At 41.9% G+C, this 13,003-nt stretch carries 10 protein-coding genes; 6 read left to right on the forward strand and 4 right to left on the reverse strand.

Annotated elements, in window-relative coordinates; translation table 11 throughout:
* Nucleotides 1-75 precede the first annotated feature (75 nt).
* Entirely contained in the window at nucleotides 76-861 is a 786-nt protein-coding gene (gene rsmA / locus KTG12_RS01835; RefSeq protein WP_036723755.1) for a 16S rRNA (adenine(1518)-N(6)/adenine(1519)-N(6))-dimethyltransferase RsmA, read from the forward strand.
* 80 nt (nucleotides 862-941) lie between these two features.
* Nucleotides 942-2,291: a magnesium transporter gene (gene mgtE, locus KTG12_RS01840; RefSeq protein ID WP_005634441.1), complete on the forward strand. Its 1,350-nt coding sequence runs from the start codon at nucleotides 942-944 to the stop codon at nucleotides 2,289-2,291.
* A gap of 186 nt (nucleotides 2,292-2,477) precedes the next feature.
* On the opposite strand, the gene KTG12_RS01845 is transcribed toward mgtE, so the two are convergent.
* From KTG12_RS01845 to KTG12_RS01860, 4 genes are all read right to left on the reverse strand, one after another.
* Entirely contained in the window at nucleotides 2,478-4,016 is a 1,539-nt protein-coding gene (locus KTG12_RS01845) for a RagB/SusD family nutrient uptake outer membrane protein (RefSeq protein WP_229055487.1), read from the reverse strand.
* Between the two features lie 147 nt (nucleotides 4,017-4,163).
* Nucleotides 4,164-7,436, reverse strand: a complete 3,273-nt coding sequence (locus KTG12_RS01850; RefSeq protein ID WP_138272845.1) for a TonB-dependent receptor — start codon at nucleotides 7,434-7,436, stop codon at nucleotides 4,164-4,166.
* Between the two features lie 114 nt (nucleotides 7,437-7,550).
* Nucleotides 7,551-8,732, reverse strand: a complete 1,182-nt coding sequence (locus KTG12_RS01855) for a FecR family protein (protein WP_138272844.1) — start codon at nucleotides 8,730-8,732, stop codon at nucleotides 7,551-7,553.
* A gap of 155 nt (nucleotides 8,733-8,887) precedes the next feature.
* Nucleotides 8,888-9,430 (reverse strand): RNA polymerase sigma-70 factor, encoded by a 543-nt coding sequence (locus tag KTG12_RS01860; protein WP_138272874.1) that lies wholly within the window; start codon nucleotides 9,428-9,430, stop codon nucleotides 8,888-8,890.
* A gap of 928 nt (nucleotides 9,431-10,358) precedes the next feature.
* Here KTG12_RS01860 and KTG12_RS01865 point away from each other — a divergent pair.
* The 4 genes from KTG12_RS01865 to radC all read left to right on the forward strand — a co-directional run bounded on the left by KTG12_RS01865 (nucleotide 10,359) and on the right by radC (nucleotide 12,920).
* Nucleotides 10,359-10,709, forward strand: a complete 351-nt coding sequence (locus KTG12_RS01865; RefSeq protein ID WP_005634472.1) for a CidA/LrgA family protein — start codon at nucleotides 10,359-10,361, stop codon at nucleotides 10,707-10,709.
* Complete coding sequence (locus KTG12_RS01870) at nucleotides 10,702-11,400, forward strand: LrgB family protein (RefSeq protein ID WP_005634474.1); 699 nt, start codon at nucleotides 10,702-10,704, stop codon at nucleotides 11,398-11,400. Before KTG12_RS01865 ends, KTG12_RS01870 begins: the two co-directional genes overlap by 8 nt.
* A 190-nt stretch (nucleotides 11,401-11,590) precedes the next feature.
* The gene (gene efp, locus KTG12_RS01875) at nucleotides 11,591-12,154 is read left to right on the forward strand and encodes an elongation factor P (RefSeq protein WP_005634477.1); all 564 of its coding nucleotides are present in this window, start codon (nucleotides 11,591-11,593) and stop codon (nucleotides 12,152-12,154) included.
* Nucleotides 12,155-12,239: 85 nt separating this feature from the next.
* Nucleotides 12,240-12,920 (forward strand): DNA repair protein RadC, encoded by a 681-nt coding sequence (radC, locus tag KTG12_RS01880; RefSeq protein WP_005634480.1) that lies wholly within the window; start codon nucleotides 12,240-12,242, stop codon nucleotides 12,918-12,920.
* The last annotated feature ends 83 nt before the right edge of the window (nucleotides 12,921-13,003 follow it).

Genomic DNA, 13,003 nt, shown 5'->3' on the forward strand with positions numbered 1-13,003 from the left:
TATTTGTTGTATTTTTGTACGCCTGCAAAGATAAGCATTATATTTAAATACGAACACATTACACCAAAGAAGTGGATGAGATTAGTTAAGCCCAAAAAAGCATTAGGACAACATTTCCTGAAAGATCTGCAAATAGCTGAGCGTATTGCAGATACATTGTCCGATTACAAGCAGTTACCTGTACTGGAAATTGGCCCAGGGATGGGCGTCCTCACCCAATTCTTACTGGAAAAAGGACACGATCTGACAGTAGTGGAGCTGGATATGGAATCGGTCGATTACCTGGAACAGAACTTTCCCGTCTTGGAAGGCAAGATTTTGGCCGAAGACTTTCTGCGTCTGGATCTCGGCAAGTTGTTTCCGGACCAGTTTTGTGTGATTGGCAATTATCCTTATAATATATCCAGTCAGATATTTTTCAAAGTGCTCGACTACAAGGAACATATTCCCTGCTGTTCGGGTATGATACAGAAAGAGGTGGCCGAACGTCTTGCTGCCGGTCCGGGTAGTAAGACATACGGCATCCTGAGCGTCCTGCTACAGGCCTGGTACGAAGTGGAATATCTGTTTACAGTCAGCGAGAATGTATTCGATCCGCCTCCAAAGGTCAAGAGTGCGGTGATACGGATGGTGCGCAATGACCGAAAATCGTTGGGATGTGACGAGAAGCTTTTCAAGACGGTTGTCAAAACCTCGTTCAACCAACGTCGCAAAACATTGCGCAACTCCATGAAACCTCTGCTGGGTAAGGATTGTCCCGATTATTCGCTCCCGATCTTTAACAAACGACCGGAACAGCTTTCCGTAGAGCAGTTCGTGGAACTGACGCTGATAACGGAGCGAAACTTAAAAGATTTATGATTTCAGATTTATGATTTATGACTTATGGAGCTTGCATTGTTTCACAAATCATAAATCATAAATCATAAATTCTCCAAAGCATGATTGAACTGACGAAAGAATATATAGACCATCTAAAAGACATCATCACGGAGAAGGATGATGCTAAGATTAAGGAGATACTGGACGAACTGTATCCGGCGGACATAGCCGAGCTGTACCAGGAGCTTGATTTGCAAGAAGCTATCTACCTCTATCTGCTGATGGATGGCGAAAAGGCAGCGGATGTTCTGATGGAACTGGATGAAGAAGACCGTCACAAGTTGCTGAAAGAACTTCCGAACGAACTGATTGCCAAACGCTTCGTGGACAATATGGAGACCGACGACGCTGTAGACCTGATGCGTGAGTTGGACGAAGATACCCAGGAAGAGATTCTTTCGCACATCGAAGACGTAGAACAGGCGGGCGACATCGTCGACCTCTTGAAATACGATGAAGACACTGCCGGTGGATTGATGGGTACCGAAATGATCGTGGTGAACGAGAATTGGAGTATGCCCAAATGTATCGACGAGATGCGCAAGCAAGCTGAAGACATGGATGAGATCTATTACGTCTATGTAGTTGACGATGATGAGCGCCTTCGCGGAGTCCTCCCCCTGCAGAAGCTGATCACTAATCCTTCCGTCTCGAAGATCAAGCATGTGATGAAGAAAGACCCGATCTCCGTCCGCGACAGTGACAGTATCGAAGAGGTGACCGAGACGATCGAAAAATATGACCTGGTCGCCCTACCTGTTATCGACAGCATCGGGCGTCTCGTCGGACGTATCACCATCGACGATGTCATGGATGAAGTCCGCGAACAGCACGAACGTGACTACCAGTTGGCATCCGGTATCTCGCAGGATGTGGAAACTTCGGATAATGTCTTCACCCAAACGGCCGCCCGCCTTCCTTGGCTCCTGATCGGTATGATAGGCGGAATAGGGAACTCACTGATCTTAGGTAATTTCGAAGGGAATTTTGCCGTCAACCCCAAGATGGCGCTGTTTATTCCGTTGATTGGAGGAACAGGCGGAAATGTCGGCATCCAGTCTTCCGCCATCGTGGTACAAGGCCTGGCCAACAACAGTTTGAAGGAAGGAAACATTCTGCCTCAGATCTTGAAAGAGTCTGTCGTTTCACTGATTAACGCCAGCATCATCAGTTTAGTCGTATTTATCTATAATTTCTTTATGTTAGGCGACAGAGGCATCACCGCTTCGGTTTCCTTAAGCTTGTTTGCGGTCGTGATGTTCGCCAGTGTCTTCGGAACACTGGTCCCCATGACTCTCGATAAACTGAAGATCGACCCTGCTTTGGCCACCGGACCGTTTATCACCATCACAAACGATATTATAGGTATGATGATCTACATGTTCATTACGTCTGCACTGGCTGGATAAGCAAAAAACAATCTGTCACACAAAAGTATGTTTCAAAATAAAATCCGCTTTACTAATAAACATTATTTGACCATGGAATTTACAGCTTAACACGGGATGAATATACTTTCATTCCGTGTTAAGCTGTAAATTCCATACCCAAAAGATCGTCATAAATGTTATGACACTCTACATTTCAAATTCCAATCACCAGCCTGTAGGTTGTTTTATATTGGAATTAGCCGTTTCCTCTTGTTGTGGTAATGGCCAAGAGTCATATTTCGGAAACACACAAGCACGGGTTTCTATCAATACGAAAGCCTCATCATTCGGATTCCAAGCTCCATAAATCGGACCACTCATTGTTTCCGTCCCAATTCCCCAACGACGAATATCATCATAACGTTTGTTTTCAAAACAAAGTTCCACACGACGTTCACGACGATACAGTTCGCGCACCTTCTCCTGTGTGTTATAAACAGACTTGTCCATAGCCGGTAATCCTGCACGATGACGGATCATATTGATATAAGTCTCAACATCCGGATTTTGCCAATCCCCCGTTTCAACCAAACATTCTACATAATCTAACAGCACTTCGGCATAGCGATACAGAGGAAAATCTAACGATCCATAGCCTGTAGAACGGTCATTTTCATCAATAAACTTCTTCAACATATACCCAGAACGCGAAGCACCAGTCTTGCCAACATAGTCACTACTTCCAGGATCAAACGGCGTATAGGTATAATTAGAGATAGAAGAGTTATCTCCTGGAAGTATATAAGTAGCAGCCAAACGAGGATCACGTGGTTTATACAACGGATTCTTTTCGTATTGTTGACGTTCGGATGCAGGCAAAGATTGGATCGTCTTACCATCTATTGTTTCATATGTATCCAACAGTGATTTTAAAGGAGCAGCACAACCTTGTCCTCCCAATGGCGTCCCCATATTACGGAACCATATATCGTTTGCACCATCTTTGGTAAAGAAGATACGTTCTTTATTCTGCTCTCCTTTATAGGTAAACAAGTTGCGATAATTAGCTGACAGATCCGAAGGTTCAGATTCCGTATCATAGTACAGTTCAAATGCTCTCGAATCTATTAAGCGCTTTGCTGCCGCTTTTGCCAAATCATATTTCTTGAACTGCAAGTTAATGTCCATCTTCATAGCCAAGACCACTGCCTGGCAGATACGGTCACGGCGTCCTTCGTCCCACAAGAAAGGAAAAGCCTTTTCATCTTGAACATTTAGGATCTCATCAAACTCCCGATTTAAGAAATCAAGACACTCTTCCACCGTATTACGCCCGATATACACTTCCGTAGGATCTAAAGAATTATCAACAATAGGTATACCATCATTCCGGCCATACCACCGCAACAAATTCAAATGGTACCAAGCCCGCCATGTCCGCGCTTCCACTTTCATACGTGTTCGTTCAGATTCATCCGAAAAATAGGCTGCATCCACGTGTTCCAAGAAACGGCAGCAGCGACGGATTTTCTGATAATAATAACGCCAAGTCCAAAAAGTCGATTCCCAAGAAGAAGGTGAATTATTAGATGTAGGAGGAACCAAAGAACCATTTCCCATCATGACAATACGCTGTTCAAAATTGGACAAAAAATACATATTATCTGTCATACCTTCCATACATACAAAACTTAAATCATCCCCACCATGTCCGGCTTTCGGCCATGAACGGCATTGCCCTAATGCGTTTTCACATTCATTCATCGTCTTCCAAAATTTATCGTCTGTTGTTGCCGTTGGATGGTCTTTTGTCAAAAAATCTTCACATCCAGTAGTTCCAATCAACAATATAGACGAAAGTACAGCTATTTTAAAAAAATTATATTGTTTCATAATCAAACCTTTTTATTATTAGAAATTCAAACTAAGTCCCAAAGAATAAGTTTTCACTAATGGATAAGATCCTCGTTGCCCACGGCTTTCTGGATCAACCAATTTTTCCTTGGCAAACGTAAACGGATTTTGAACATTGGCATAGATCCGGATATTAGAGATTCCTATTTTTTTCAGTCCCATTTGATCGAACAAATAGCCCAACTGAATGTATTTCACACGACAATAGCTGGCATCAAAATGCCAAAAATCAGATGTATGATGGTTACTACCATAAGAAGAGTTAGGAGCCATTCTCGGATAACGTGCAGTCGTGTTTGTCGGAGTCCAATAGTCTTTCTGGACTGCTAAAGGAGTTTGCCCATCTCCTCCTACGTTCAAACCAAAAGAATAGGGTTCGGAATAATAAGCATCCACTCCTTGCACACCCTGAAATAACACTTCCAGATTCCAGTTTTTATAATCCAACGTAATATTGGCAAAATAATTCAAATTGGGCTGATCATCTCCCCGGATAACACGATCATCTGTCGTAATACGACCATCCCCGTTTTGATCCAAATAATGGATATCTCCCGGTTTTTGCCCGTCAAAAATAACAACGCCATCTTTCGGTTTCAAATTTCCAGAAGCATCCTTCACAAAATCATTTTCTTGCAACAAACCATCTGTCGGATAGACATAATGACTATTCAATGCATATCCTACTTGATGAATGCGATTACCATGATCATAAGGAGCACCAAACAGTTCTTCTATTTTGTTTTTATTTTGTGAAAGACCACCATGTATACTAAACCCAAAATCCTTTGTCAACTGTTTTCCATACGTAAAATCCAATTCCCACCCTCTGTTACGAACTTCACCTGAATTTAACGGTGCTGAAGAAGTACCTCCGATATATGAAGTCGGCGGTGTAATAATCATATCGGTTGTCAATTTATCATAATAATCAAAAGTAATAGATAGATCTTTGAAGAGACGAATATCCGCACCAATGTTCAGCATATGGACAGTTTCCCATGTAATATCCGGATTTCCAAATACAGTCTCATTACCATTGCCCGCATCGATCAACGACTGATACTTATATAACCCAATATTTTCGTTGCCCAACAAACCATAGGAAGCTCTCACTTTAAACTCGGAAATCTGATCCTTCAATGGCTTCATAAAAGCCTCTTCATGTAAGTTCCACCCAGCTCCGACAGAGGGGAAAACCCCAAATTTGTTGCCTTTTCCAAAACGAGAAGAGCCATCCCGACGCACAGTCGCCTCCAACAAATATCGAGAATCAAACGTATAATTGGCCTTTGCAAACAAAGAAACCATGGACCAACGATCCCAATCGCCACTATTGGTTAATTCTTGATTATAACCGGCAATAGTGAACAGGCGATGCTTTCGCTTTTCAAATGTATATTCGGCTGTTCCACCCAAATAGTAATAACTTGAACGATCTTTGGAAGCTCCATAACTCGCTCCCCATGTTTGTAAAAATGCACCAGAATTGTAATCAAAAAAGTTATAGGCTTCTCGCTCATCCCGTTGTGCACTGCTACTGATTCGATATGAATATTGTCCCCGAACTATCAATTTAGGGATAATCTCCCAACGAGGCGCAATATTGATACTAATATTATCTTCCAAATTAGTTCGAATTCCACCACGTTCAATAATCGCTGCAGGATTACGCTGCTCAGGTCTATTCCCATAATAAACAATATCACTGCCTTCTTTCATTGGATAATGGATAACTGTCGTAGGTGGTGTACGATAGATATAGGTAAAAATATCCCCACCATTATCAAATAATGGTTTTTCTCTATTTGTCCGATAAGAATTGAAGTCCATATTCACAGACAAATTATCCAACAAGTTAACAGATGTATTAGCACGAATATTCAATCGATCTGAATTAGTATTTTCAACTAATCCATTATTTTTCAAATAATTCACAGTCAAAGCGAAACGAGCTAAATTACTACCTCCTGAAACAGCAACCGAATGACTTTGCAGCGAACCCGTTTTGAATAACCAATCTGCCCAATCAGTATCCGGATAATTGATCGGATCAGTATGGTTACGAGTTGCTTCTATTGCCTCTTTAGAATAAACTGCATTTCCACCTATATTCAAGTTTGCAGCATTAACCATCTCCATATATCCGGCTCCATCTATAAATTCAGGTAAATACGTTGCTTCCTGCAAGCCAAAATAGCCATTGTAAGAAACATTTACCTTTCCTGGCATACCTCGCTTCGTTTTTACGACAATCACACCATTGGCAGCACGAGCACCATAAATTGCTGCTGCAGCCGCATCTTTCAAAACCGTCACACTTTCAATCGTATTCGGGTCCAATTGATTCATATCCATCGGAATGCCATCAACTAAGACTAAAGGATCATTATTGGTCTCCAATGAAGAAATACCGCGAATCTTAATTGTTGCAGCATCAGCACCCGGTAGACCAGAATTTTGTGTCACATTCAATCCCGTAATCCCTCCTTGCAGAGATTGAGAAAGGGATGTAATTGGTTTAGTCGACAGATTTTTACTGATATCTAAAGAAGATACAGACGAAATCGAGTTCAATTTCTTTTCTTCCGAGATCCCCGTCACCACAATTTCATCCAGCTTTTCCGATTCGGCATTCAAAGAAACTGTTAAGTTACTAATTGCACGTGAGACAACATATTCATAATCTTTAAAACCAATATATCGGAAAATTAAAACATCTCCTTTTTGAGCCTTAATGCTAAAATAACCATTTCCATCACTGACTGTACCCAAGGTTGTCCCTTTTACTACAATATTAACTCCAGCCAACGGAAAAGGAGGTTCTATATTTTCAAGAACCTGTCCTTGTATAGTCCAATTTCTATCGTCAGCAATATTGCTGACGATATCCGATGCATCGGATATCTCTTTCCGGGCGATTGCGATATAATCCTCAATTTGTTTAAAAGAATAACCGTCGCCCAATACAGAGCGTAATGCTGTCAAAATATCAGAAGTCTGGATATCCACCGATACCACCTGGTCCTTTTGAAGTTCATCACTACTATAGGCTATTTTCACTCCCGATTGTTTCATAATAGCATCCAGAACTTGCTCCAAACGGGCGTCTTTAAAAGATAAATTCAACGTGTACTTTTGCTCTAAAAGAGTGGTTGAAGCCGAAATATCCGGCGAAATACTTAATAAATTGATGAGTAAAAATAAAAATAACGAGTGCTTTAAGACTTTTTGTGCATACACAAAAGCCCCATGTCTGCTTTTTTCCATAAATTTGTATTTTACAGGTTTAAACTGAGTTATAAAAATGTTTAGTAATCTGTTACGGGAGACAGTATCTGGTACATACTGTCTCCTTTTTGTGTTTTCATGATATCTAAGTCATCATACCTCCTCTCTTTTTTGTTTAACATAAATGATATTTCCTTGGCTTCGTTCCAATTTTACATCCGACGTAAAACTGATCAACTCCAATAATTGCTCCAAACTGATTTTCCGGTCTATGACCAAAGAAAAACGCTTATCTTTCAACTGTTCATTTTGATACCGGACGGTAAAATCATACCAATGCAACAACTTATTAAAGATTTCCTCTAACGCGGCATCTTTGAAAATATATTCTCCTTTTACCCAAGATGTATATAAATCCGTGTCTACAACCCGTATCCCGGACTTACGGCTTTCCTTATTATAACAGAACTGCTCGGAGGGGACAATCCGGAATTCTTCGCCACCATTCGCTTTTACAGCCACAGAACCTCCTACCAGTGTGACACGAGCCATTTGTTCGGACTGATAAGCCGAGACATTGAAAGAGGTTCCCAAAACCTGAACTGCGACTTCATCCGTCCTCACCACAAAAGGACAGTCCGGATTCTTAGCCACATCGAAGAACGCCTCTCCTTTCAACCGGACCTCGCGCATTTCTCCTGCAAAGCGAGTCGGATAAGATAACTCCGATTCAGCATTCAGCCAAACGTGTGTTCCATCTGCCAACTCCAGTTCGTAAGCATTCCCTTTCGGTATCACCAAGTAATTCCAAGACAGCTTTTCTTCATCTGAAGGTTGCTCCCGGTCCGACTCATACGAAAGTTGTCCAACCAGATTATTCCGAATCACCATATTGCCCTGCTGAATCGAAAAACTATCCTGCTTCAACGGAATCCGTTCCCCATTATCCAACAGTAAAGTCGGTTGATTTATGTTTTTCAATACATCTGCCCCAGCAGTCCAATCCGGCTCCGCAGGTCTGTTCATAAAATAGAGTCCTATAGAAAACGCAATAGCGACCAAGGCCGCATAAGGCAACCAAGTTTTTAAGTTAAACTTTTTCTTCTTCTCTACAGTCTGGTTGCGTACCCTCATCCAAGCCTGTTCAACATCATATTCAGAATCATCCTGCTTACCGACAGTCTCGAAACTGCGATATAGTTCACCCACTTGCTCGAACTGCTTTCTGTTGGCTTCCGAACAAGCAAGCCATTCATTCAACAGGCGATGCTCGTCTTCGGTCGCATCTTCGGACAGGACAGACAACATGATCTCATATATCGTTTCAGACTTCATTTGCAATGCCTTTTTATTATATGACAACAGTGGGCAGGAAAATGGGTAGGAAAAAATAAACTTTTTTCATGTATCTATGACAAATTCAGTCTGCATGTAATTTGTTTCCGGCAATGCCGAACATATATTCGTATATCTTCGACAATGTCGAACAGCTACACGACAACGTCAAAAACAGGTTTCATTAGCATAAAAAGCAAGACTGTTCCTTGTAAATCAATCAATTCTTCCCGCATAATTCGAAAAGCTTCTCCCAAATGATACTTGACAGTATTGACCGATATTCCGGACACTTCTGCTATTTCTTTATATTTCAATCCTTTTATACATTTAAGAAGAAATACTTGTTTACATTTAGGGGGTAGTTTACGAAGAGCCTCCCGCACTTCTTGTTTATACCGGAAATCATTCTCCTCTTCAGCTTGTCCATTCCACTCTTCTACAAGCGAGGCCAGAAAACTTTCTTTCGATAATTCAGCTTTATAGTAATTCAAGCAGCGGTTATAGACAGAGCGATAAGCATAAGGCAAAAAGTTATCCTCGTTGATCGTCAAACCGTCTTTTTCCCAAACGGCAATAAAAAAGCTTTGGACAATATCTTCTACAATTTGTTTATCTGACAAATAACGGGATGCATAGCGGCACAACTCCGCATAATACATCCGAAATAATTGCTCAAAAAGTAGTTCATTGACCATTTTTCCATTCAATTTTTCAATCTTATATGATAACTTAGAAGTACAAATATAATGAAAAACAAGAAACAGGAGTGAAAACCATAGTAATCCATAGGGTAACCTCATCAAAATTCGGGAACCGTATGAAATATACCAAAGAAAAAACAGGACCTTATCATACAGGTTTTTCTCATTTCCTCTGTCACTGTATCACTGATTTCTTTCTATCAGTTGATATTCAAATTGTTTCATTAGTGATATATGCCCGTTTTCTCTATCACTGCCCTATCACTGACAATCCCCTGTCTCCCATCCCTGCAAATCACTCGATTATTTTATGCAAAAACGGCTGTAAAATAGGTAAAACCGGGTGTTTTTTATTGTTCAGCACGGTACTTTAGTTGCCGGACACCCCCATGTTGCCCCCTCTTACACCCAGGTGTAGAGGAGCAATACATCCGGGTGTAAAGGATGATAACATGGGGGTGTTTACGGAATTATGTACTTGTCTTTACTAAAAAAAGAGAGGACTTTTGTGGAATGAAGAACCGTATTTCGTCGATTTACTACCTGCCACATTCGTTTTTACATTTGTTTATTCGACTCTTTTATATGCTTTTTCAAAAACAAAAAGAGGATAGTACACTGATTCTTAATCATATATCAAAAGCTCCATATTTCAGAAGTGATAGAGGAGTGATAGAGGAAAACGTCTTGTATCACTGCCTCTGACGCTTGAATATGAATAGCTACAACCTTCGTTGTGATAGAGTGATAGAGGATTTGCAGAAAACTTTGTGTGCGGATCACGCCCTTGGAAAATTTTGATGCGGTTACCTTGAGCCATCCATAATGCTTTTGTTAAAATCGAAATTAAATTATATGTTGTAGAACATATTTCTTACAAAGATGTTATCTTTGCAGCGGTTATCTAAAAGACAGTAAGAATATGCTAATAGAAGCATTTTACATCCTCTTCTTCTATTTTACAGGAGAGTTTATCAGTTATTTTATCGACGGGTTTATCCCAGGTAGCGTAATTGGAATGGTGCTGTTATTCCTGGCACTGGCATTCAAAGTCGTCAAGCCGAACAAAGTGAAGAAGCTCTCCACGCTTCTGACCGAAAACATGGGGTTGTTTTTCCTGCCGGCGGGTGTGGGATTAATGAATTCGCTCGGTATCATTTCCCAGTATTGGGTTGTGATCGTAACAGCCTCCGTTGTCAGCACCATACTCGTAATTGCCAGCGTAGCACTCATCCAGCAAAAATTAGGAAAGGAAACGGACGAAAATGAATAACCTGGCACAATCGGAAGTATTTTCACTGACTCTGGTAATCGGTACTTATCTGGCTTCTTTGGCTTTGTACAGAAAGACGCGTATCAGCCTGCTGCATCCGCTTATTACCTCCATATTTGTTATTATCGTTGTCTTGAAAACGATGGATATCGAATACGAATCGTTTCAGAAAGGCAGCCACCTGATCCATTTCCTGTTGGGGCCGTCGGTCGTGGCGTTAGGATATGTATTGTATGAGCAGATCCAATACCTGAAAGGAAATGTGATTTCGATCCTGACGTCCGTCTTTGTCGGAGCGATTGTCGGGATTGTCAGCGTTATAGCGATCGGCGAACTGATGGGAGCAGATGCCGCGTTGGTCGCCACGCTCGAACCCAAGTCGGTCACGACACCGATTGCGATGGGCATTGCCGAGAAGTCAGGCGGCATTCCTTCTCTGACAGCCGTCATCGTAGTGGCGGTCGGAATATTCGGCAGTATTGTCGGGCCGTTCGTGATGAAAGTGTTAGGCATCGAAAGCCGCATAGCCAAAGGGTTGGCATTGGGCGCCTCTTCGCACGGGGTAGGTACTTCCGTTGCGATTCAGATCGGTGCGGTGGAAGGAGCTTTGAGCGGACTTGCCATCGGCCTGATGGGGATCATGACGGCTATCCTCGTTCCGGTTATCAGCTTTATTATCTCGCTTTTTTAACTTCCCGTTATCCCGGACTTGATCCGGGATCGTATTTAGCCCTTATACCCCCTCTGCATATCAAACTGATTTGCAACCTATTTCCAAATAAAATTACAGAAGTTTATTGTTACTTTAAGAGGAAAACACTACTTTTGCACCCGAAATCCATCACGAGATAAATTAACAATATAATATAAAGAACATTAGTATGATTAATTCACAGGACATCAAGAAAGGAACATGTATCCGTTTGGACGGTAAACTCTATTTCTGCGTCGATTTTCTTCATGTAAAACCGGGAAAAGGTAACACGATTATGCGTACAACCCTGAAAGACGTTGTAAAAGGTGGTCAGATCGAACGTCGTTTCAACATCGGTGAAAAACTGGAAGACGTACGCGTAGAACGTCGCCCGTACCAATATACATATCAGGAAGGCGAACACTATCATTTCATGAATCAGGAAACTTTCGACGATATCATCATCGACAAAAACCTGATCAACGGTGTGGACTTCATGATCGAAGGCCAGATTGTGGAAGTCGTTTCAGACGCTTCAACAGAAACTGTTCTGTTCGCAGATATGCCTGTAAAAGTACAGTTGAAAGTAACTTATACGGAACCGGGTATCAAAGGTGATACAGCAACCAACACTTTGAAACCTGCAACAGTAGAATCAGGTGCTGAAGTACGCGTTCCGTTGTTCATTGAAGAAGGTGAAATCATCGAAATCAATACACAGGACGGTTCTTACGTAGGACGTATCCGGTAAAATATATGATTTATGATTTATGATTTATACGTTGACAAGATAAATCATAAATCATAAATCTAAAATCATCCAAAACTTTCTTGCTATGAAAATAAAAGAATGGGCAGAAGAAGACCGCCCACGCGAAAAAATGTTATTGAAAGGTATTGCTTCCCTCAGCGATGCCGAATTACTGGCCATTCTGATCGGCTCCGGCAACAGCCGGGAAACTGCCGTCCAACTGTCACAACGTATTTTAAATTCCGTCAATAATAACCTGAATGCTTTAGGCAAATTATCCGTCAAAGAACTGATGTTTAAGTTTAAAGGCATTGGCAAAGTCAAAGCTATCACAATCAATGCAGCCCTCGAACTTGGGAAACGACGTGGCAACAGCGATCCGGTTCAACGTCCCGTTATCCACTCCAGCAGCGATGTTTACCGGATTTTCTATCCCCTGCTCTGCGATCTTCCCCACGAAGAATTATGGATCGCACTCACGAACCGTTCTTCCCTGGTGATCGAAAAGGTCAAGATTAGCCAAGGCGGGATAAGCGAGACATCAGCCGACCTGCGCATCATTCTGAAAGCCGCGATCAATGCCCTTGCGGTAGGCATCATCCTCTGTCATAACCACCCTTCGGGCAATCCCCGCCCCAGCCGGCAGGACGACCTGCTGACACAACACCTTCGGGACGCTGCCCGCTTACTCGAAATACAACTGTTAGACCATATTGTCCTGGCCGACGGCAGCTACTACAGTTATTCGGACGAAGGAACCCTGTGAGATAAAGCTATGCTTTACGAAGGGTAACTCTATGCATTAGCCATCGTAAAGCTATGGGTTACGAAGCAGAAGCCACCCTTTCC

The organism is Parabacteroides sp. MSK.9.14 (assembly GCF_019041495.1).
Classification (GTDB): Bacteria; Bacteroidota; Bacteroidia; order Bacteroidales; family Tannerellaceae; genus Parabacteroides; species Parabacteroides merdae.

Bases quoted from the DNA above. Each gene is read 5' to 3' on its own strand.
- rsmA (WP_036723755.1), top strand. From the start codon at position 76: ATGAGATTAGTTAAGCCCAAAAAAGCATTAGGACAACATTTCCTGAAA.
- mgtE (WP_005634441.1), top strand. From the start codon at position 942: ATGATTGAACTGACGAAAGAATATATAGACCATCTAAAAGACATCATC.
- KTG12_RS01845 (WP_229055487.1), bottom strand. From the start codon at position 4,016: ATGAATGAATGTGAAAACGCATTAGGGCAATGCCGTTCATGGCCGAAA.
- KTG12_RS01850 (WP_138272845.1), bottom strand. From the start codon at position 7,436: ATGGAAAAAAGCAGACATGGGGCTTTTGTGTATGCACAAAAAGTCTTA.
- KTG12_RS01855 (WP_138272844.1), bottom strand. From the start codon at position 8,732: ATGAAGTCTGAAACGATATATGAGATCATGTTGTCTGTCCTGTCCGAA.
- KTG12_RS01860 (WP_138272874.1), bottom strand. From the start codon at position 9,430: ATGGTCAATGAACTACTTTTTGAGCAATTATTTCGGATGTATTATGCG.
- KTG12_RS01865 (WP_005634472.1), top strand. From the start codon at position 10,359: ATGCTAATAGAAGCATTTTACATCCTCTTCTTCTATTTTACAGGAGAG.
- KTG12_RS01870 (WP_005634474.1), top strand. From the start codon at position 10,702: ATGAATAACCTGGCACAATCGGAAGTATTTTCACTGACTCTGGTAATC.
- efp (WP_005634477.1), top strand. From the start codon at position 11,591: ATGATTAATTCACAGGACATCAAGAAAGGAACATGTATCCGTTTGGAC.
- radC (WP_005634480.1), top strand. From the start codon at position 12,240: ATGAAAATAAAAGAATGGGCAGAAGAAGACCGCCCACGCGAAAAAATG.